Source organism: Brevibacillus reuszeri, from assembly GCF_001187725.1.
Taxonomy (GTDB): Bacteria; Bacillota; Bacilli; order Brevibacillales; family Brevibacillaceae; genus Brevibacillus; species Brevibacillus reuszeri.
Map to the genome: position 1 here is coordinate 1,021,565 of NZ_LGIQ01000011.1, position 21,729 is coordinate 1,043,293.

Genomic DNA, 21,729 nt, shown 5'->3' on the forward strand with positions numbered 1-21,729 from the left:
GAATATGGAACAAGGTTATTTTCGCTTCTAAGCCACTGAACCCGCTTCCTTGCCTAGTTCATTTTTGAACGATCAATATGACCGAATCAACATAAGCGAAGTACTCAATTTTCATTCATTCCATATCTATTACTCATCAACTTCTTCTTATACAGGTTCTCGATTTCTATTACTTCTTCAGCCGTAATGTTTTTTGGTAAAATCTGCAGTATGCTAAACTGAAAGTTCTCATATCGATCTGGGGAAATCTCTAATACTGCTTTTATACCTTTGTTGTCACCATGTTGTGTACGGACATAATATTTCCATCTGCTTAATAAACCACCAGTCCCATAAGCAGAACCGACATACAATTTGCCATTAGTTTGATCAGTAATCAGGTAGATGGCATAAATGGAAGACAATGCCGTATGCCAGTTTTCATATAACGTTGGGTCAGTAACGATATCTTTTAACTCGTCATAATTTATAACGACATTCTCAAAGCCGTTGAAGGCCAACCTTGGACTTGCTTGAATGGAGACGATTGCTTTATCATTCGTAGCCCATTGTTGCCAAGAAATCGCTGCTCTTCCCCAATCAATAATAAGTCTGCCATCTAGGTCGCTCATCATATCGACTTTTTGCAAATCATAGTAGTATAAAGGACCGTTAAACATTTCAACGGCCGGGAAGTTCAGTGGCATCATACTTGGTTTGACTGCTTCCCCTGAACCAACTTTATAACACCCCATGAACTTCGCACTCGTTCCCGACTCGCTTATAAACGATAAGATGTAATCGCATCCCTGAAAGAAATTATGTTTTTGAATTTTTTGGTATTCATTTATATAGCCCTTCTGAAAGCATTTCAAAATAACTTTGTCCCTTAATGAATGCCTTATCAGCTTAACTCTCTTAGGTTCCAGACCATTCCGTCTCAGTATGTCAGATAAGTATAATGAAGCCATGTTATCCCACCTGTTAAGTTCGAATATGAATCAATCCTGCCATCTTTTATACAAACAATCAAGATGTCTACAAAACTGAACATAACAAAACCCTGACCTAATGCGGTCAGGGTTTTGTTGGTGGAGGTGATTCGCCCCCCGTTCGACGCCTACCCCAGGGTAAAACAGCGATACATAAGCATCCCCGGGCGTAGTTTAGATTTCGTTTCTTTTCCTACTCTAACGTAGGAATGTGGTCAATCCAGTTCATAAATTGCTGCAAATAACGCTGAAGATACCTTTTGGTTTTTTCATCCGTAAGCACCTGCTGTTCGGAATCAATCTTTTCATGTACTTGTGAAATGAGTACTTTTTGAAACGGAAGCACATGGGCTTGCATAGCTTCGAGTATTTGTCTGGTTTGTATTTGAGCAAAGGCGGTGCCCATTCCCCCCGGGGTTGCTCCGATTATGCCAACTGGCTTTTTGCTGAGAACCGAAGATTTCGCTGGTCTTGAAGCCCAATCCAATGCGTTCTTTAGAACTCCCGGAATTCCGGAATTGTATTCGGGGCTTACGATCATAATACCGTCGACATCGCGAATCGCCGATTTAAACGAGGATACCGTTTCTGGGTCACCGCTAATTTCGAGGTCTTCGTTAAATAAAGGAAGATCGTTAATCTCGATCCAACGAAACTCAACCGAATCATCCATCTCAGTCAATGCTTGAGCAATGATGCGATTATAAGAATTCTTTCGTAAACTGCCACAAATGATGCCAATGGTTTTGGTCATTCAGCTACCTCCTCGTTCCTTTGTTTTTCCATAATAACATCCCCTCACAAGTAGAAGAGTGAGTATTTTTTCACTATTTTGCATCAGGTCATTCACGAAAAGGAATGGTAAACTTAGGATTATTTCCTTGAAAGAAAGGATGATAGCATGTCGATTCGTATTTATTCCATTGATCAACAAATATATGGCCAATTTGACGAAGGCAGGCTTGTAGAGCAAAAGCCTATCGGATTTCCGGGTGAGGGGTCTGCAGTAGAAAGAGTGGGAACCTTATTTTATTGGGCGTGGTTCCAAGCGAAAGAAGATGCCTTTCTCCCTCCGCATCCTCATCGTGGTTTTGAGATCATTTCTTATCTCTTGAACGGGCACATAAACCATCAGGATACCCTCGGTAATGAACGCTCCCTCAGTACCGGTAGTTTACAGGTCATGCAAACCGGCAGCGGGGTTCAGCACTCCGAAAAATATGAAAAAGGTACTTCCGGCTTTCAAATTTGGTTTGAGCCCTTTCTGGGTGAGGCCAACTACGCTACTCCAACCTACTCTGACTATCAGGTACAGGACTTTCCTGTTGAAACAAAAGATGGCTGCACCATCAAATCGATAGTGGGTGGCACATCTCCCGTGCAATTGGTAGCAGACGCAAAGATGTGGGATGTTACAATATCTGCCGGAGAATCCTTCGAAATGATGGTACCCGATGGATATTCCATCGCTGGGCTCGGGATCGAGGGCCAATCCAATTGGCAAATTCATAACGAAACAAGATTGGTGGAGCCACAAGAGTTTGTGGTTTGCGAGGGAGATGAAATTGGTTTATTAAGAGTTGGAGCAGGTGTCCTTGGAGATTCTCGGCTTATCCTTATTCAAGTCCCTAGTGTACTCCCCTACCCATCCTATAAAGAGGTGAAGATTCGCTTAAAAGTGAATAAAGAGAAGTAGGCCAAGCTGCTGATAAATGTAAAAGCACCCATAAAGGGTGCATTTTTTTTATGTATGGTGAAAGCGGGGGATTCGAACCCACGTCCGACCTGTACGCGCAGGGTGAAACTGCGATACATGAGCATTTCCGAGCGCAGTCACTCATTTAGATTCGGCACCGGATTCACGGAATGACACGCTGACCCGTTACCTAGCGTGATTGATCTTCTTCCTTCGGCTCCAAGTGGAAACGTTCGGCGTTGGTTGACTATTCATCGTAAATAAAAAATAACTCCAAAATCAAAGAAAAGGAGAGCCAGTAATATAAGCCCTCCTTTTCTTGTTTTCATGTAACTATTTACTTAATCTTGCAACCGCACAGTCAAACATTATACGGGCTGCAAAGGTAGTAGTAATATCTTGATGATCGTAAAGTGGATTAACTTCAGCAATATCAAAAGCGTCTACTTTAGAATAAAGCATATCTAGCATCTCCATACATTGTACAGGAGTTAATCCACCTGGTTCATTTGCCCCGGAGCCTGGTGCATAAGCTGGATCTAATACATCAATATCAAATGTTAAATATATCTTCTCAACATCTTTCATTGCCGCCATTGTTTTAGCAACGACTTCCTCTGGTGTAGACTTGTGTACCTCTCTAGCTGTAATTTGAACAATTCCACTTTCCTTTAAATAATTTTCATACCAAGGATAATTAATACTGCGCACCCCAATTTGAACAATATTCTCTGGATTAATTCTTGGAAGTTCAAGTGCTCTACGCATTTGACTACTTTGGGAAAATTTCCCCTGAATTGGAGATTCATCAACTAAATCTAAATGAGCATCAAATTGAATGATACCAATTTTCCCCTCTGTTTTATCATGAAGAGCTTTAATTACAGGGTATGAAATAGAATGGTCTCCCCCTAATACAAATGGAAATACATTATCATCTAATAGTCCACGTATTTTCTCTTCAGCATTTCTAAAAGTAACATCAGTGCTATACGCTGCAATATCTATATCCCCAAAATCTTTAATACCATTATCAGCTAGCTGATAAGTTTGTCGCTTTTCAACATTGTAAACTTGATTATTTTCAATGCGATTAACAAACCATACAAACGCCTCACGTATTTTACTAGGAGCATAACGAGAACCTGGTCGTCCTAAAGAAGCTCCTCCGTCCCATGGAAATCCGACAACACCAAATTTTTGATTACTCAACATACTCACCCTCATTTTTTAATGTATGATCTTCGATTGCTATGTCACCTTTTGAGAAGAATGCGTATACGACAAACCCAATAACTAGCCAGCAGGTAAATAAAATATATTCAACTTTTCCCATTGAAATAGGAGTACCAGGAATTATCATCAAGACAAGAAAGAGTCCTGAGAAAAAGGTCGCTATATATGCCATTGAAAGTCCACCTGGAATTTTATATGGTCTGTGCAGATTCGGACGATCCTTACGAATTTTCACACTGCTTATTGCCATACAAAACCATGCAATAAGGAAGGAAATTCCCCCCATGATAATAAACGGAAGAAGGACACCACTTCCTAATAAAATACCGATGACCGAAATAATTGTCATAACTATCAAGGTAACAGTTGGGGATTTATATTTAGGATGGGTTTTAGAAAATGCTTCAGGTAAAAAACCAGCTTTAGAAAATGAAACAATTAAACGGCTTCCTGCTAATAAAAACCCATTAAATGTTGTAATAACTCCCATAAGTGCACCAAAAGCAACGATATACGGAAGAAATTTTGAACCCGTAGTTGTTTCAAGTGCATTGATTAACGGCAACGATCCCATATTTCCGATTTTATCTGCAGGCATTATAAAAGAGGATGAAATGATAATTAGAATATAGAGTAGACCACCTAAAGTGATAGTTCCAACTATAACTTTTCCTAGATTAGAATAATTTATTTTGCTATCTGCCTCTTCGACCGTCTTTGGAATGGTGTCAAACCCGTTCATAAAAAACAGAATAGCTGCCATCGCTAAAACAATACTATTTACTTTTCCCTCGGAAGAGAATAATGGTTTAAAATTTTCCGAATCTCCTACGAACATCCCCCCGATAATAAAGAGAATAAAAGTAACTATCATCATAAAGGTGGCTGTATTTTGAAAAATCGTTGATTGCTTCGTACCTTTCCAGTTCATATAAACAATTATCCCGACCACTAATAAACTTACTAGCAATTGTGGCAGATACACTTGATAGTTAAACACTGAATAAATTGGTATTGAGTTTAACCATGGGAAAACATAACTTGCCAGTAATGAAACAGATATAGCAACCCATGGTAAAATGATTAAATAACCTAGAATAAGAAACCATCCACATATAAATGCTGGCACTTTCCCTATAGCTACGAATGTATAAGCAAACTCTCCTCCTCTGACTTTTAAACTTGATGTAAGTTCACCATAAACAAAGCCAATTGGGATGATCATGAGCATTGTTAGTGCGACAGCGATGATAGCACCAACACTGCCTGCAGTTCCCATCCAAGCAGGAACGGAAATAACCCAGCCAATCCCAATCATACTTCCGAATGCCAGACCAAAGTAATCTTTTGTAGACATTCCCTTGCTGTTACTGTTCAAGTATTTTCCTCCTTTCGTTTCATCTCTTCATTTTCTAGCCAATTGATAAAAAATTCAGAGATCGCAAACTATCAAAGCAACAATTATGCCAACGTAGTTTTCACTGGATTTTAAGGTAGTATATTAAGCCATTCACATATAAATTTATTATTAATGGGCTAATCATTTTTAACTCCATGTTTAGAAGTGTAAAATTCTTTGACATATGTTCTACGTCTGAAGCTTGTACTTTTTCATTTTGTTATAAAAGGATTGCCGGGGTATTGCTAATAGTCTGGCAGCCTTTGCAATATTAAAATGAGTTTTAACTAAAGCATCCTTCAAAATTTCCTTTTCATACTGCTCTACTAAATCCATTAATGAATTTCCGTCAGATAACTTTTTTATTGGTGCATCTTCCTCTGATGCTAAAATATATGTGGGCAATTCTTTTGGGGTTATTATACTTCCATCCACTAAATTAAAAGCACCTTCAATACAATTCCGTAACTCTCTAACATTACCTGGCCATCCATAATTATTTAGTATTTTCCTTGCCTCTGAGTCTAAACCAGTTATGTTTTCACCAAAAGCTTGATTATAATAATTAATAAAATAGGAGCATAAATAATCAATATCTTCTTTTCGCTTCCTCAATGGAGGAATTTCTACACTAACAACATTTAAACGATAAAATAAATCTTCTCTAAACCTTTTTTCCTTTAACAAATTCATTGGATTTTCGTTTGTTGAAGCAATAACTCTTACGTTTATTGGGATATCTCTATGATCTCCTATTCTTCTAACTGTTCTTTCCTCAATAACCCTTAATAGCTTAACCTGCATTTCTATAGGCATAGAGTTAATCTCATCTAGAAAAAGGGTCCCACCATCAGCAATTTCAAATATTCCCTGCTTGTCTTCAGCACCTGTAAAACTTCCTTTTGTTGTTCCAAACAAAATACTTTCAATTAAAGTACTAGGAATGGCAGCACAATTTTGTGCAACCAATGGGAAATTTCTCCTACTACTATCATTGTGGATCGAATGCGCAAACAACTCTTTTCCCGTTCCTGTTTCACCATAAATAAGTATATTAGAATCCTTAAGAGCTGCTTTTTTTAGTTGAATTTTCGTTAAATTCAGCCCCTCGCTAACTGTTACAATATCGTTAAATGTATACTTTGCATGCAACGTTGCAAGAGCCTCTTTATGTATCCTGCTATTTTTCTTCATTTTATGAGGTTTTTCATCTAGGTTTGTCGAGACTATAACAGCTCCCAATAAATCACTTTTATTTTTTAACGGGAATGCGGAGTTAATAGCGTTAACAGTAAAGCTTTTATTAACCTCATAGCATTGCAGTTCATTCACAATTGGTTCTCCCTTTTCAATAACTTTTAACACTGTACTTGTTTCATTTGAAAGCCACGGATAAACCTCCAATAATGGCATGCCAATAACATCATTGCTCCCCAATTTATTACAAACGTCGTTATAGTTGTTGTAATATAATATATTTCCCTTTTTATCAACAATACAAATTAAATCTGTTTGTTTAAAATTCTCTTTCATCTGGTTTAGTTGTTCATAATACAAGCGACATCCCTCCTAGTTGTGTAAAAATATTGTACATTTTTTATTATTATTTTTACACTTTGGAATTGATTGATAATTCAGATCCCATTTTTCTTTGAATATGTGTTCAACCTGCGGGATGACAATGAGAGCGCTTCCAGAATAAATAGCAAACAGCAACAAAAAAACCACCTTCATCAGGTGGTTTTGGTTTTATGTATTTGGTGGAGGCGGGGGGATTCGAACCCCCGTCCGAAAACAGCGATACATGAGCATCTCCGAGCGCAGTCACTCATTTAGATTTCGGCACCGGATTCGCGGAGTGACGCGCTGACCCGTTACCTAGCCTGATTGATCTTCTTCCTTCGGCTCCAGGCGGAAGCCTCCGGCGTATCCCACTAAAGTTGAGCGCTAGTCATGCCACATGGGCGATGGAATGGTAGCGCCTCACTGGTTATTAAGCAGCGAGAGAAAGTTGTTTGTTGCCAGTTAATGGCGTTCCGCGTTGTTGACGAGGTCCGCAGCCCCCCGGCTCGCTTCTCATGCTCTACCATCCCCGTCGAATCCAGAACGCCCCCATGGTATAAGAGGAGTGTTTAAAAAGTCCGGTTTGGCCTTTTCAAACTGGCTCTATAAGGAAAGGTGACAAAAAGTCTAGGTGAAGAAAAGGACTAACCGTTCAACACCTAGACTGTAGTAGTTGTTAACAGTGTGTACTGCTTGCTGCCTATTTAATATAGCACATTTGTCATGCAAAACTCAACGTTGATTGCTGCCAAGCCTGCCAGCGTGCACCAGTAGCGCAAAGCCACTGATAAATCGCGGCTAACGCTCCTATACCTTCTGCCGCTCGCGCAGGGCACGTTCCACTTCTCGCGCTGCGTCCTTTTTCTTGAGGTCTTCGCGCTTGTCGTAGTTCTTTTTCCCTTTGACGAGTGCCAGCTCGACCTTGGCCCATCCGCCCTTCAAATAAATGCTGAGCGGAACCAGCGAGTATCCTCGTTCGCGAATCAAGCCATTGAGCTTGAGGATTTCGAGACGTCCCATCAAAAGCTTGCGAGTCCGCTCCGGTTCATGATTAAAGCGATTCCCCTGCTCGTACGGGCTGATGTGTACTTTGTGCAACAGCAGCTCGCCGTCCTGAACACTGGCAAAGCTGTCCTTGAGCTGCACACGTGCGGCACGCACGGATTTGATCTCCGTACCGGTCAGAGCAATCCCTGCTTCGAATACTTGCTCGATATGGTAATCATGGCGTGCTTTTCGATTTTGGGCGACTGTCTTGGTTCCGGCTTTATCTTTTGACATGGAGATCACCTCACTTGCGTTTTTCTTACATTTGGTAACAGTTAGTCTAGCAAATTTTGCCCTCTGTGGCAAGCCATTTACCGGGTAAAGTCGCCAAAATTGCTCTTACACAAATGTTTAACGACGCTTCCGCTTCGCTTGGCTGGTGACGTTTTTACGATTCTTTTTCTTGGACTTTACAAGATCCTCCCAGAACCCTTTTTCACGTTTTGTCGCCGTTTCTGCTGCTTCCCCATTCCCAAGCGGTACAACGGCCTCACTGCCAGGAGCAGCCTTGGCACCGGCCCGACGAGGCGGCTTGTTGCCTTCACTCTTGCGACGATCCTTATATTTTTGCCGGATTTCTGCCGGATGCTTCTTGTCTTTTTGTCGATCTGGACGTTCTGGACGTCCGGTACGAGAGCGATCCTGCTTGCCTCGTGTAGGCTTACGATCTCCGCTGCGTCCATCGATGACACGAGGTGTACGTTCGCGGCTGCCACGGAAGCCTGCTGCTTTCGTCATGCCAACGATTTCGAAGTCGATGGTCCGCTCATCCACGTTGACATTCGCGACACGAACCTGCACGACGTCCCCAATCCGATACTGCTTGCCTGTCCGCTCACCAACGAGTGCAAACATCTTCTCGTGATAATGGTAGTAGTCATCTGTCAAATAGCTGACGTGTACCAAGCCCTCGATCGTGTTTGGCAGCTCGACGAAAATCCCGAACGAAGTTACGCTGGAGATGACGCCTTCGAATTCTTCTCCGACTCTCTCCTTCATGAACTCGGCCTTTTTCAGATCATCGGTCTCACGCTCTGCATCTACAGCGAGCCTTTCACGCTGGGAAGCATGCTCGGCAATGACAGGCATTTGTTCTGCCCAATAGCCCAGACGTTTTTCCGACAATTGCTCACCTTGCTCGATCCAGTCGCGAATACGACGGTGAACGATGAGGTCCGGATAACGGCGGATGGGAGAAGTAAAATGCGTGTAAAACTCTGTAGACAAGCCGTAGTGACCGAGACTTTCCGCGTCATAACGCGCTTGCTTCATCGAACGCAGCATCACTGTGCTGATAATGATCTCCTCTGGCGTTCCTTTTACCTCTTCCAGCAATTGCTGCAAGGCACGTGGGTGAACCGAATTGCCTTTTCCACGAATCGAGTAGCCGAAGTTCGTAATAAACTCCATAAACGCCATGAGCTTTTCGCTGTTTGGATCTTCGTGAATTCGATACATAAACGGCTGCTTCATCCAGTGGAAATGCTCAGCCACTGTTTCATTTGCCGCCAGCATGAATTCCTCGATCATTTGCTCAGCAATAGAGCGCGTACGGAAACCAATATCTGTCGGAGTTCCCTCTTCGTCCACAAAAATTTTCGCTTCGCGGAAGTCGAAGTCGATTGCCCCGCGCTGCATCCGGTTTGCCCGTCGTTTTAGTGCCAGCTGCTCCATCTCCTGGAACATCGGGACCAGCTCGCTGTACTTTTCGATCAGCGCTTCGTCCTTGTCTACCAAAATGCTGCGTACGTCTGCATACGTCATTCGCTCATTTGTCCGAATCACACTGAGGAACAGATCGTATTTCACAACGTTCGCGCTTTGGTCCATCTCCATATCGCACGAGATCGTCAGACGGTCTACCTGCGGATTGAGACTGCAAATCCCGTTGGACAAACGATGTGGCAGCATTGGGATCACGCGGTCAACCAAGTAAACGCTCGTACCGCGACGATATGCTTCATTATCCAGCTGAGATTTCTCGCGAACATAGTAGCTTACGTCCGCAATATGCACGCCGAGACGCACATTTCCGTTAGGCAGCTTTTCTAAAGAAACCGCATCATCCAGGTCCTTGGCATCTGCTCCGTCAATCGTAACCATCATACGCTCGCGCAAATCGCGACGACCGCTCAATTCATCCTCAGAAATCTCATCTGGTGCTGCATCTGCTTCAGCCAATACATCCTCGGGAAACGCTTCTGGCAGGTTAAACTTGCGGATAATCGATAAAATGTCGACTCCCGGATCGTTTTTGTGCCCCAGAATCTCGACGACCTCTCCCTCAGGATTCACTCGACCTTCAGGATAACGAACGATGTTGACGACTACCTTGTGACCATCTACCGCGCCATTATAAGCTTCCTTCGGGATAAAAATGTCCTTGCCGATTCGTTTTTCATCCGGAATGACAAAGGCATAATGCTTTTCGTCCTGGAATGTTCCGACCACTTGCTTGATGCCGCGTTCCACAATGCGAACAATACGTCCCTCCAGGCGATCTCCGCCTGCTTCCTTCTCTACCCGTACATATACCGTATCACCGTGAATAGCCCCGTTCATGTCATTGGCATGGACATAAATGTCTTCCAGGCCAGGCGTTTCTTGTATGATGAAGCCAAAGCCTTTTGGATGGCTTTGCAATCTTCCGCGTACCAGATTCATTTTTTCAGGTACACCGTAGCGATTCGCTCTCGTACGAATAACCTCTCCGCTTGCTTCCAGTGCATTGAGCGTCTTCACCAATTCTTTAAATGCTGCCGAATCGGCAATCTCAAAAGCTGCTTCCAATTCTTTCACCGTCATTGGGTGGTATGCTTGCTCTCTCATAAAAGCAAGAATATCTTGATCTTTCATTCACAAACCTCCTTTGTGCGCGGCCATGCCACGCTATTCCATTTATCCTTTACTATGTAGTATTCACCGCTTGCACCCGTCGCAATCGGAATAGAGAAAAAGACAGCAAGTCGCACTCGCTGTCTTTCGGCCATACGTCTATTACGCTCCGGTTTTCAAGAAATAACCGAGCAAAATCGCAAATACCATGAATCCAATTGCGAATCCTACTGTCAGTTTTCCTAAAAGCGCATCGATCCCGCGGGCTTTTTGTTTGCCCATCAGTTGCTCAGCACCGCCACCAATCGCACCCGAGAGGCCGGCACTTTTTCCAGATTGCAGCAATACGACGATAATTAAGCCAATACTTGCGATCACAAGTAAAATTTTTGCAGCTAATGCCATCTTCATTCACCTCAAAACATATTTCCAAGGCATACACGGTAAAAACCAATATAAACACTTTATCATACTTGGTGGACGACAGCAACCTGCTATCCCTTCCATAATATAAGAGAATATCTGTTAAATAATATTCGCCTAGATTAGGGAGAATATAGGAAAGTTAGGACTGTATAAAAAGGAAAATTGTGTACTTTCTTTGTCGGTTTGGCAGTCTCCTTGCAACTGTCAAGATTTTGCCGTAAAATTGCAGTTGAACCTTTATAATTATCTGCTTTGGGAGGTCTTTGTCAGATGGCTGGGTCCAACAAAAAAGACATGAATCAAAACGACGTAATTGATTCCGCGAAGGCCTTTTTCACTTCGTTTGGTATCTTGTTTCTAGTTTTTCTCATTGCACTTGTAGGATCGATTATTTTTCCACCACAACACGGCGGTGAAGCACAAGGCGAAGGTGGAGCACCTACTGCAAACATTGACGCTGCTGCTATTTTCAAACAAAACTGTGCATCCTGTCACGGTCAAAACCTGGAAGGAATCGCAGGTCCTAACTTGACAAAAGTTGGGGCGAGTCTCAGCGCCGAAGATATCGCCAAGATCATTAAAGATGGTAGAGGCGGCATGCCACCAGGAATGCTGAAGAAGCAACCAGAAATTCAAGCGGTTGCACAATGGCTGTCTGAACACAAATAAGTACATAGATAGCTATAGTGAAACACCGAAGACTCGTCCTCTTCGGTGTTTTCCACGTTATAAGGGGTGATTTTATGCACACGACAATTGAGATTGAATCACTCGGCAAACAATTTGATTCTCCCTCGGGCCAATGGCTATTTCGCAATGTAGACGCCCAAATCACTGAGCCCACCACCATCGGGGTACTCGGCAAGTCAGGACAAGGAAAAAGCACCCTGCTGCGGATTTTAGGTCGCCTCATCCCACCTGACAGTGGTATCGTTCGCCTGAACCAGAAAGATATCTCACAATGGGACCCAGCAGAATGGCGGATGAAAATGAGCTACGTCGCGCAGCATGCCGTCATGCTCCCAGGTAGTGTCGAAGATAATTTACGCACGGTCAGTACCCTGCACCAGCGCCCTTTTGACCAAAAGCATGCGCGTGACCTGCTCGAACAGCTTTACCTCGAAAACCTGGATTGGAGCAAGCCTGCTCAGCAGCTCTCCGGTGGTGAGAAGCAGCGACTCGCTCTCGCTCGAACCCTTTTGCTCCAGCCCGAGATTTTACTATTAGATGAAGTAACTGCTTCTCTCGATGCTCTGAGCAAGCAAGCGGCAGAGCGGCTTCTGATCGATTTGCATACACAAACGGGCACGACTTTGATCTGGATCACACATGATCTCGAAGAAGCACGTATCGCCTGCAAACGCATCTGGTTCATGGCCAACCACGAGCTTCATGAAGATGCACCGAGTGAAGCTTTTTTCCATGCGCCGCAAACGGTAGCAGCCAAAGACTTCCTGCACAATCAGAAGACGATGGTGGTGGCTGCTGAGGAGGGACACTGATGACCTATACATCGATGTGGTTTGCATTTGGTTTCGTACTGATCGCACTTCTGCTCTCCCTCTGGCAAAAGCTCGGTTTAGAAAAGGAAATTGCCATCGGCACCATTCGCTCGACCATCCAACTGCTTTTGATCGGATATGTCTTGAATTTTGTGTTTCATTCAGACAATGTCTTTTTCATTGTTATTCTGATTATCATGATGATTTCGGTAGCTTCCTGGAATGCCGCCAGCAGAGGCAAGAACCTACCGGGGATTTTTTGGCGGATCGCGTTCTCCCTAGCCATCACTGAGCTAGTTACAATGGGACTCATGGTTATACTGGGACTGGTTACCCCTACCCCACAGTACCTCATTCCCATGAGCGGGATGATTATCGGCAGCTCAATGATCGTCTCCAGCCTTTTTCTGACGCATATGAATCGTGAAGTAGACACGGCAAAAGGCGAGATTGAAACACTCCTCAGCCTAGGAGCATCCACGCGACAGGCCGTCCAGGGTGTTCTGAAGCGCGCGGTAAAGGCTAGCATGATTCCTACCTTTGACACAATGAAAACCATCGGACTCGTACAGCTTCCTGGCATGATGACAGGCATGATTGTCGCCGGTGCCAGCCCAATCGAGGCAGTCCGATATCAGATTCTCATCATGCTCAGCTTTTCTTCATCTGCGGCGATCTCTGCTGTTCTGATCAGTCTGCTTAGCTATCGGCTCTGGTTTACCAAAGACTCCATACTTCGCCTATAATCCTTTTCCAAAAACTGTCGTTCGTTCTCTGGCAGTTTTTTTTGCATTTTTGTAATGAAACGATATGTGAGTCGTCAAATTACAAGTAGAAAGAGCAAAGGTGGTTCAGCTATGGACAAAAACGAAATGATTGAACAATGGTTTATGCGCTATAGCGACGACATTTACAAGTTTCTCGTCTACTACACCGGAAACAAAGATGTAGATGATCTCGTACAGGATGTCTTTCTCAAGGCGCTACGCTCATTGGATTCGTTCGAAGGTAGATCCCAGCCGAAAACATGGCTGTTAACGATTGCCCGTCATACCGCGATTGATTATGCGCGAAAACAACGCTTGCGAAATTGGCTACCCGACAAATGGCTCACCCACCTGAAATCGGATGAGCGCACACCTGAGGAAGTCATGAATCTTCGGGAAGAGCAGCAAGCACTTTACCAAGCGATTCAGCACGTCAAGCCTGCTTATAGAGAAGTCTTGATTTTACGCGGAATCAAGGGCTTGTCTTCCAAAGAAACAGCTGAAATCTTGGACTGGTCAGAGAACAAGGTGAATGTTACTCTCCATCGTGCTATGAAGGCCGTCAGAGAAAAGCTGGAGCAGGATAAGAAGGAGATGATTGGGAATGCCATTTAAAAATGACGATCAGCTTCTAAATGAACTGAAAGGATTGCCTGACATGAAAATGAAGTCGGATAACAAACAAAAGATCGTAAATGCGATTCGCCAAGATGATAGTCGCAGAAGGGTAAATGCCAGCTCCCGATTTTCTGCGTTTGGAAAAGGCGTCGCGATCTGCTCCGTTCTTGTTGCTGCTTTTTGGATGGGGGCTACGCTCGTCAGCAATAATCAACCGAGTGCCATGCCGCCAACTCCCCCACAAACAACAGCACCAGGGGCCTCTGGAACATTGGAAACAGGAGCAAGCAACGGGGGCACAAGTAATCCAGCACCGATCGTGACACAATCGGAGGAGCTCCTCGCAAACATCCGCAAGCAAGCGGAAAAAGGCTTGATCATCAACTCACCTTATCCAATTGAAAAAACCGTGTTTGACCAAGTGGAAAAGGATTTGGGGAATCCTGATACGAAGGATAATGCGAATGGCCTCTCCTACGCCACTTATAAAGGAAAGCAAGTTGCATTTGGCTACAACAAAGGGATGCAAATCGTAGACATCCGCTCCACTGATCCACAGCTGCAAAAAATTACGCTGTCTGAGGTCGTAAAAAGATGGGGACAACCAAATCGCGTAAGTGAGTATGCGAACCAGACCATCTATACGTATGATGTAACCTCTAAATATCAAGTGAAAATGATCTTTCAAGGTACCGAGAACACGAGCAATAACGCGCTGACTCTCGTTCGTTATAACCTCTATTACCCGGAAGGCAACAAAAATCTGATGCTCTATGGCAGCAATACAGATATGTTGAAGGACCTGCGTGAGCTCGCTAAAAACGGGCAAACATTCGGCAGCTCCTATCGTGTAGAAAAAGATGTTTTCGATGAAATGGAGAAGGTATTGGGTAAGCCGAACAACATCTCCACCATCAAAGGAATCACCTACAACACTTATCGCGATCTCGGTCTCGTCTTCGCCTTTAACAAAGGCATGCAGGTTGTCGATATTCGCTCCTACGATCCAAGACTGCAAGCCATCTCACTCGCAGAAGTCAACCAAGCACTTGGTGAACCACAAAGCAAAACAACGTTGAACGGCGAAACGATCTACACTTATAAAGTAAATGACAAATACGAGCTGAAGATCATCTTCACAGGTGTGATCGACAAAAAGAAAAGTACACTCTACATCGACCACGTCAATATTTACTACCCACGCGGTACGATCAACAATATGGCTGGCTAAAAATACGAAGAACAAAAGCCCGAGTGTAATGACTCGGGCTTTTGTCTGGTTCGGGACGAATAAAAAGAAGACGGGATTTGCGGCTCCGTCTTCTTTTTCATGTATATTATTTACCGATGATGTAGCCTTCCAGCTCATCCAATACTTTGTTTGCTGCGACTACGCCACCGGATGTGTTCCAGATGGTGTCATCCACTTTGAATGCTTTGTTGTTTTTCACTACATTCAGGTTTTTCCAGAGAGAATCATTGGTCCATTCTTGCTCCAGCTTGGACGCTTCTCCTTTTCCTGTCTCGTAAGTAAAGTAGAACATGATGTCGCCATCCATTTCTGGAATGCGCTCTTTCGTTACTTCTGCTGCGAAATCATCTTTATCCTGAGCAGCTGGACGTGCCAGTCCGAGTTCCTGGAAGATTGCGCCAGTGAACGTGTTTTTATAGTAGATACGAACTTTACCAGGCATGAAGCGTACTACCGATACTTGCGTTTTCAGCTTGTCACCAGCTTTTGCTTTGAAGTCTTCAATACGTTTGGTCCAATCAGCAACGACCTTGTCGCCTTCCGCCTTCTTATTGATCGCTTCCGCGTACAATTGGAAGTTCGCTTTCCAGTCACCGCGTGGCTCTTCTACGAAAACAGTTGGTGCGATTGCAGTCAGCTGTTGATAGATTTTTTCATGACGGAATTTCATACCGAGAATCAGGTCTGGCTTCAAAGCAGCGATTGCTTCGAGGTTTGGTTGACCTTCTGTACCAACAGACTTGGTACCTTCCAAAAACGATTTTGTGAAATCGTAAAATTGTGTCGGATCATTGGCAGCGCCTACAGCACCTACCGGCTTCACACCCAGAGCCATCAATGTTTCAGTACCTTGGTTGGTCAGCATAACGATACGCTGTGGCGTACCTTTAATAGTTGTTTCACCCATCGCGTGTTTAACAGTGTAAGATTGATCAGAACCACCTGTATTGCCAGTAGCTTGGTCAGCAGGCTTTTGTTCTGCGGGCTTTTGTTCGCTTGCTTGTTGATTGCCGCCACAACCAGTGACAACCAGCAAAAGCGCCATCAAGACAGCAAAAAACGCTTTACCGCCTGCGGTCCGATATATACGAGAAAACATGGTGAAAGGACCCCTTTCAATATCTTTCTGATAGTGAGAATCTAAATCAATGACAAAGAATATCCTACATTCAAGCCTGTCAGAAGTCAACAATTAAATGATAATGACTCTCAAGATCATTGACACATCTCGCTCCTACCTCTAAACTTAATAAATGAAATAACATAAAATCCACTCAAAGCTAAAAGATAGATAAGGATGTAGGCCTCATGAGCGCTTTGTTGTCGAGCAACTTTCGTAAAATTCTGGGAGTCATCATTGCTATTTTGCTTCTTACTTATCTCAGCTACGCCAGCCTGATTTTCGGTGTAATCGATACCAGCTGGCAAACCGCCATTGATGCCTATACGAATTTTAACGGTACCAATGAGCACATCGTCATTAAGGAAGTGCGGGTACCCCGCGTTTTAAACGCACTTACCGTTGGCTTTTGCCTCGGACTTGCTGGCACACTGCTTCAATCGTTGACGAGAAACCCGGTTGCTGATGTCGAGCTATTTGGACTGAATGCAGGTGCTTCTCTCTTTGTCGTGTTTGCCGTCACTTTCGTAGGCATCAGCAGTTTAACCCAGTTTACCTGGATTTCCTTTCTCGGCGCGGCTGTCGCCGGATTTATCGTCTACCTGCTCGGTTCTCTGGGCCGAGACGGGTTAACTCCCGTCAAACTCGTCCTTGCAGGTGCAGCAATTACGGCTCTTGCCGCATCGATCAGACACGGAATGATGGTCTTAAATGAAAAGGCAGCAGACGAAGTCCTCTTTTGGCTCGCTGGCTCGGTCGGAGGCAGAAAACTCGAATATTTAGCCTCTGTCTTTCCTTATATGGTAATCGCATGGCTTGCAGCATTCGTTCTGGCCCGTCCCATTCAAACCCTGCTCATGGGTGACGATGTCGCAAAAGGCTTGGGGCAGCGTACACTTCTCGTAAAGCTGGCTACCGGAATCGTCATTGTACTTTTGTCCGGGTGTTCTGTAGCTGTCGCAGGACCTATCGGCTTCGTCGGCTTGGTTACACCGCATCTCGCTCGCTTTTTAGTCGGCATCGATACACGCTGGGTGATGCTGTACAGCGGGTTGCTTGGATCGATTATCCTGCTCATCGCAGATATCGGCGCACGTTATATTGCCATGCCTGCTGAAGTACCTATTGGTGTCATGACCGCCCTGATCGGCATTCCATTCTTCATCTATGTCGCGCGAAAGGGGCTGGATAAATAATGAAGGATTTTGTATCTGTTCGACTTGGCCGCTTTGCATCTTTTCAGTTACATAAGAAAACACTGTTGTTTTCTGCGCTCGGTCTTCTTTTAACGATCCTTGTGGCTATTGTCAGCCTCGGGATGGGGGAAATGAAAATTGCTCCGCTCGACGTACTCAAGGTCGTACTCGGAATCGGAGCCGAGGATCATGCACTGATCGTTGAGCAATTTCGCATGCCGCGCATCATTATCGCGATTTTAGTGGGAGCGGCTCTGGCTGTAGCAGGTGCCATCATGCAAGGCATTGTCCGCAATCCGCTCGCTTCTCCCGATATTCTTGGCGTCGCGGGAGGTGCTTCCGTGGCAGCTGTAAGCTTTTTGCTCCTGTTCACATCGGTTAGCATCAAATGGCTACCACCTGTCGCATTTCTCGGCGCAACCTTGACTACCCTTTTGTTGTATGCTCTTGCCTGGAAAAAAGGCGTAACACCGCTGCGACTCGTCATGATTGGGGTCGGCATTAAAATTGCCGCTGGTGCAGTCGTGACGATCCTGATTATTTTCAGCCCGTTTCTTCTGCAAAACAAAGCACTGCTTTGGCTGTCTGGAAGCATCTACGGTGTGGAATGGAACGATGTCTGGATGATTATGCCGTGGGTCATCATTTTGATCCTGGCAGCGGCTGTTTTGACCAGACGAGTGAACATCCAGCAGCTCGGAGATGATGTTGCAACCAGCCTCGGCAGCATCCTTCAATGGGATCGCTTTTTCCTGCTCATGATTTGTGCAGCCTTGACCGGTACCGCTGTTTCTGTAGGAGGCGATATCAGCTTTGTCGCTTTGCTGGCACCACACATCGCAAAGCAATTGATCGGTCCGTCGTTTGGTGGTGCTCTGCCCGTCTCGGCTTTCATTGGTGCCTTGATCGTTCTGCTTGCTGACCTGGTCGCGCGAATGACCTTTTCTCCGATCGAGGTTCCCGTTGGCGTCTTCACATCTGCTGTCGGCGCTCCGTTTTTCATCTTTCTGTTGTATAAAAACCGAAATCGGTAGTGAAAGGAGACCTGCCCACCATGTCAGCTCTGGAAACACGTCAGTTAACGTTGTCCTATGGAGATCGCAATATCATCGAGGCCCTGGACTTGCACATTCCTCGTGGAAAAATTACGGTCTTCATCGGAAGTAATGGAAGCGGCAAGTCCACCTTGCTACGTTCTCTTGCTCGCCTGCTCAAGCCAAAGGATGGCTCCATCCTGCTCGATGGTCAATCAATCGCCAAGCATTCCACAAAGGAAGTGGCAAAACGGCTGGCTATCCTGCCGCAAGGTCCTACGGCACCAGAAGGACTCACTGTCCTGCAGCTAGCCAAGCAAGGACGTTACCCGTACCAAAACTGGCTCCAGCAATGGTCCGAGGAAGACGAGGAAATGGTGAAAAAAGCTCTGGAAGCTACCCAGCTCATGCCGCTTGCAGACCGGCCCGTTGATTCCCTCTCTGGTGGACAGCGACAGCGCGCCTGGATCGCCATGACACTGGCTCAGGGAACCGAAACAATTCTGCTGGATGAACCAACAACCTACCTCGATATGTCGCATCAGATTGAGATTCTGGATTTGTTGTTCGAGCTAAATGAAACTGAGCAACGCACAATCGTCATGGTCCTCCATGACCTGAATCTGGCTTGCCGCTACGCCCATCATATTGTGGCTGTTCACGGTCAAAGTGTTGTTGCGGAAGGTACTCCAGACGAGGTCCTGACCACCGATCTGGTACGCACTGTTTTTCATATGGACTGTCAAATCACACAAGATCCGCTATATGGTACACCGATGTGTATCCCGTACAGCAAAAGCCGTATTGCCCCCCAACCCATAGAACAAAAAACAGTCGTTATGTCATAAGCGAACAGAAAGAGGACTGCCCGAAATTCGGCTGCAGTCCTTTTTGTATGCTGGCAATTCGAAGCTGTGCACCGCCACATTAGAAAATTTCCCTAGACAGATGCCCATCTATTGTTTTGCTCATAGGATAAAGCGACAGGTATTTTTCTCTGAAAGGACGTGAATCCCACTTGAATAGCCAGCTTCGCGAAACGTATATACGCGTGCCCAAGCTGTACGATTGGGTACTCACGACCAGCTATGCTCGCATTCCTGTCGCTGTACCGCTGCATTACCGCGCCATGGTCCACGAGGCTAGAGAAGCAGGGCTGCGTATTTCTGTCCAATGTATTCAGGGTTATGAGCCGTATTCTCCAAAGGAGATCACATGCCGGACTTGTCGTCCAATCCGTCGCACCACCATTTATCATGCAGGAAATCCAGTGCCCATGGGTATTGTCCAGCGATTGTTCCAGACCACTCTTACACTTCTCTTTTTTGCAGATTGTGAGCTATTATTCGAATTTGAGCTGCCGCTTGAGCTAGAGGATGAAATCGTTCTATGCATACCAGAGCCGCTAGACCAGGACAATCTCGTTTGCCGAATCGTAGACTTTGAGTGCACTGCCCAAACAGGCCTTTTATATGATGATAAAGTCGTATTGCATGTATTCGTCTGTCATGAAATCCGGGTTGAGGCTGTGGCTGTGATTGAAATCATGGCGCAAGCATGCAAGCCTCGTCCTAACTTTCTCCCCGCTCCTCCGCGATTGTTGCCTCTCCATTGCATGCCCACTTCGCCACCATGAAACTGTCCTCGACTGCAGTTCCTAACATAACGCCATACGTTTTCGCACAAAAAAGGCGGTGCTCTATGTACAGCATTCGCACATAGGCACCACCCGGTTATTTGTTAATCAGCTCGCATTCGCTTACTTTTTGAGGTTGTAAAAAGCAGCACGTCCGCCAAAACGAGCGGTATCACCCAGTTCATCCTCAATACGCAGCAATTGGTTGTACTTCGCTACGCGGTCTGTACGGGATGGAGCACCTGTTTTGATTTGGCCAGCATTCGTTGCCACAGCGATATCAGAGATCGTGGAATCCTCAGTCTCACCGGAACGGTGGGAGATAACTGCTGTATATCCAGCGAGCTTCGCCATTTCGATTGCTTCGAAAGTCTCTGTCAGGGTACCAATTTGGTTTACTTTCACCAGAATGGAGTTAGCTGTAGAGCTTTCGATACCACGTGACAGACGCTCTGTGTTGGTTACAAACAAGTCATCGCCAACGAGCTGAACTTTGCTGCCCAGTTTGTCAGTCAGTGCTTTCCAGCCATCCCAATCGTCCTCGGACAAGCCGTCTTCAATGGAGATGATCGGATATTTGCTTACCAAGTCTTCGTAGAAAGCGATCATTTCTTCTGTTGTTTTCACAACGCCTTCGCCTTCGAAGTGGTATTTGCCGTCTTTGAACATTTCGGTTGCTGCTACGTCCAGAGCGAGGAATACGTCTTTGCCTGGCTCATAGCCAGCTGCCTTGATCGCATCCAGGATGGTAGTGATTGCCTCTTCGTTGGATTTCAGGTTTGGTGCGAATCCGCCTTCATCACCTACGGCTGTGCTCAAACCTTTTTCGCCCAACACTTTTTTCAAGGAGTGGAAGATTTCAGCACCTGTGCGCAGCGCTTCCTTGAAGGACTCAGCGCCTACTGGCATAACCATGAATTCCTGAATGTCTACTGTGTTGTCTGCATGCTTTCCGCCGTTCAGGATGTTCATCATCGGTACAGGCAATGTTCTCGCATTGAAGCCACCGAGGTAGTTATACAGTGGTACTCCCAAGGAATCTGCTGCTGCACGCGCTACTGCCATGGATACACCCAGAATCGCGTTTGCACCGAGCTTGCCTTTGTTATCTGTGCCATCGAGCTGAATCATCGCCATGTCAATGCCTACTTGATCCAAGGCATCCATGCCAATGAGCTCAGGAGCGATGATTTCATTTACGTTTTCTACCGCTTTGAGCACACCTTTTCCAAGGTAACGGGATTTATCGCCATCACGCAATTCAACCGCTTCATACGCCCCTGTAGATGCACCAGATGGAACGTCTGCGCGACCCATAGAGCCATCTTCCAGGTACACTTCAACTTCCACAGTCGGATTACCGCGAGAGTCCATAATTTCACGTGCGTAAATGTCAGTAATCATTGCCATTCTCTTCCATCTCCTTTTAAT

General features: G+C 45.1%; 20 protein-coding genes and 1 other RNA gene. 10 read left to right on the forward strand and 11 right to left on the reverse strand.

The features are described from left to right. Positions 1 to 104 precede the first annotated feature (104 nt). A complete protein-coding gene (locus ADS79_RS29870) occupies positions 105 to 950 on the reverse strand; it encodes a GIY-YIG nuclease family protein (RefSeq protein WP_049742081.1) in 846 nt (281 codons plus the stop codon). A gap of 214 nt (positions 951 to 1,164) precedes the next feature. Next, the gene (locus ADS79_RS29875; RefSeq protein WP_049742082.1) at positions 1,165 to 1,725 is read right to left on the reverse strand and encodes an NADPH-dependent FMN reductase; all 561 of its coding nucleotides are present in this window, start codon (positions 1,723 to 1,725) and stop codon (positions 1,165 to 1,167) included. Between the two features lie 147 nt (positions 1,726 to 1,872). On the opposite strand from ADS79_RS29875, the gene ADS79_RS29880 reads away from it, so the two are divergent. Further along, complete coding sequence (locus ADS79_RS29880; protein ID WP_049742083.1) at positions 1,873 to 2,667, forward strand: pirin family protein; 795 nt, start codon at positions 1,873 to 1,875, stop codon at positions 2,665 to 2,667. 333 nt (positions 2,668 to 3,000) lie between these two features. On the opposite strand, the gene ADS79_RS29885 is transcribed toward ADS79_RS29880, so the two are convergent. The 7 genes from ADS79_RS29885 to secG all read right to left on the reverse strand — a co-directional run bounded on the left by ADS79_RS29885 (position 3,001) and on the right by secG (position 11,152). Further along, positions 3,001 to 3,882 (reverse strand): agmatinase family protein, encoded by an 882-nt coding sequence (locus ADS79_RS29885; RefSeq protein WP_049742084.1) that lies wholly within the window; start codon positions 3,880 to 3,882, stop codon positions 3,001 to 3,003. Then, entirely contained in the window at positions 3,872 to 5,281 is a 1,410-nt protein-coding gene (locus ADS79_RS29890; RefSeq protein WP_049742085.1) for an APC family permease, read from the reverse strand. The genes ADS79_RS29885 and ADS79_RS29890 overlap by 11 nt, the downstream gene beginning before the upstream one ends. 210 nt (positions 5,282 to 5,491) lie before the next feature. Then, complete coding sequence (locus tag ADS79_RS29895) at positions 5,492 to 6,859, reverse strand: sigma-54 interaction domain-containing protein (RefSeq protein WP_201783432.1); 1,368 nt, start codon at positions 6,857 to 6,859, stop codon at positions 5,492 to 5,494. Positions 6,860 to 7,060: 201 nt separating this feature from the next. Further along, positions 7,061 to 7,416, reverse strand: a transfer-messenger RNA (tmRNA) gene (ssrA, locus tag ADS79_RS34725). A 256-nt stretch (positions 7,417 to 7,672) separates the two neighbouring features. Continuing rightward, the gene (gene smpB, locus ADS79_RS29900; protein WP_049742086.1) at positions 7,673 to 8,146 is read right to left on the reverse strand and encodes an SsrA-binding protein SmpB; all 474 of its coding nucleotides are present in this window, start codon (positions 8,144 to 8,146) and stop codon (positions 7,673 to 7,675) included. Positions 8,147 to 8,263: 117 nt separating this feature from the next. Beyond that, a complete protein-coding gene (rnr, locus tag ADS79_RS29905; RefSeq protein ID WP_049742087.1) occupies positions 8,264 to 10,768 on the reverse strand; it encodes a ribonuclease R in 2,505 nt (834 codons plus the stop codon). 141 nt (positions 10,769 to 10,909) lie between these two features. Beyond that, positions 10,910 to 11,152: a preprotein translocase subunit SecG gene (secG, locus tag ADS79_RS29910; protein ID WP_049742088.1), complete on the reverse strand. Its 243-nt coding sequence runs from the start codon at positions 11,150 to 11,152 to the stop codon at positions 10,910 to 10,912. A gap of 291 nt (positions 11,153 to 11,443) precedes the next feature. Between secG and ADS79_RS29915 the strand changes: the two genes are divergently transcribed. From ADS79_RS29915 to ADS79_RS29935, 5 genes are all read left to right on the forward strand, one after another. Further along, entirely contained in the window at positions 11,444 to 11,842 is a 399-nt protein-coding gene (locus tag ADS79_RS29915) for a YqzM family protein (RefSeq protein ID WP_049742089.1), read from the forward strand. A 74-nt stretch (positions 11,843 to 11,916) separates the two neighbouring features. Beyond that, the gene (locus tag ADS79_RS29920; protein WP_049742090.1) at positions 11,917 to 12,675 is read left to right on the forward strand and encodes an ABC transporter ATP-binding protein; all 759 of its coding nucleotides are present in this window, start codon (positions 11,917 to 11,919) and stop codon (positions 12,673 to 12,675) included. Then, positions 12,675 to 13,421, forward strand: a complete 747-nt coding sequence (locus ADS79_RS29925; RefSeq protein WP_049742091.1) for an ABC transporter permease — start codon at positions 12,675 to 12,677, stop codon at positions 13,419 to 13,421. The genes ADS79_RS29920 and ADS79_RS29925 overlap by 1 nt, the downstream gene beginning before the upstream one ends. A 111-nt stretch (positions 13,422 to 13,532) precedes the next feature. Beyond that, positions 13,533 to 14,057: an RNA polymerase sigma factor gene (locus tag ADS79_RS29930; protein WP_049742092.1), complete on the forward strand. Its 525-nt coding sequence runs from the start codon at positions 13,533 to 13,535 to the stop codon at positions 14,055 to 14,057. Then, positions 14,047 to 15,291 carry a YjgB family protein gene (locus ADS79_RS29935; protein ID WP_049742093.1) on the forward strand — a complete coding sequence of 415 codons (1,245 nt, stop codon included), beginning with the start codon at positions 14,047 to 14,049 and terminating at the stop codon, positions 15,289 to 15,291. The genes ADS79_RS29930 and ADS79_RS29935 overlap by 11 nt, the downstream gene beginning before the upstream one ends. Positions 15,292 to 15,397: 106 nt before the next feature. Here the strand turns inward: ADS79_RS29935 and ADS79_RS29940 are convergent, their stop codons facing one another. Further along, positions 15,398 to 16,411: an ABC transporter substrate-binding protein gene (locus ADS79_RS29940; RefSeq protein WP_049742094.1), complete on the reverse strand. Its 1,014-nt coding sequence runs from the start codon at positions 16,409 to 16,411 to the stop codon at positions 15,398 to 15,400. Positions 16,412 to 16,620: 209 nt separating this feature from the next. On the opposite strand from ADS79_RS29940, the gene ADS79_RS29945 reads away from it, so the two are divergent. The 4 genes from ADS79_RS29945 (at position 16,621) to ADS79_RS29960 (ending at position 20,298) form a co-directional block, all read left to right on the forward strand. Then, positions 16,621 to 17,628 carry a FecCD family ABC transporter permease gene (locus ADS79_RS29945; RefSeq protein ID WP_049742095.1) on the forward strand — a complete coding sequence of 336 codons (1,008 nt, stop codon included), beginning with the start codon at positions 16,621 to 16,623 and terminating at the stop codon, positions 17,626 to 17,628. Then, positions 17,628 to 18,662 carry a FecCD family ABC transporter permease gene (locus tag ADS79_RS29950; RefSeq protein ID WP_049742096.1) on the forward strand — a complete coding sequence of 345 codons (1,035 nt, stop codon included), beginning with the start codon at positions 17,628 to 17,630 and terminating at the stop codon, positions 18,660 to 18,662. The genes ADS79_RS29945 and ADS79_RS29950 overlap by 1 nt, the downstream gene beginning before the upstream one ends. A gap of 20 nt (positions 18,663 to 18,682) precedes the next feature. Then, positions 18,683 to 19,510, forward strand: coding sequence for an ABC transporter ATP-binding protein (locus tag ADS79_RS29955; RefSeq protein WP_049742097.1), 828 nt, complete (start codon positions 18,683 to 18,685; stop codon positions 19,508 to 19,510). 170 nt (positions 19,511 to 19,680) lie between these two features. Then, positions 19,681 to 20,298, forward strand: coding sequence for a hypothetical protein (locus tag ADS79_RS29960; RefSeq protein ID WP_049742098.1), 618 nt, complete (start codon positions 19,681 to 19,683; stop codon positions 20,296 to 20,298). A 123-nt stretch (positions 20,299 to 20,421) separates the two neighbouring features. Here the strand turns inward: ADS79_RS29960 and eno are convergent, their stop codons facing one another. Beyond that, entirely contained in the window at positions 20,422 to 21,708 is a 1,287-nt protein-coding gene (gene eno / locus ADS79_RS29965) for a phosphopyruvate hydratase (RefSeq protein ID WP_049742099.1), read from the reverse strand. Between the last annotated feature and the right edge of the window lie 21 nt (positions 21,709 to 21,729).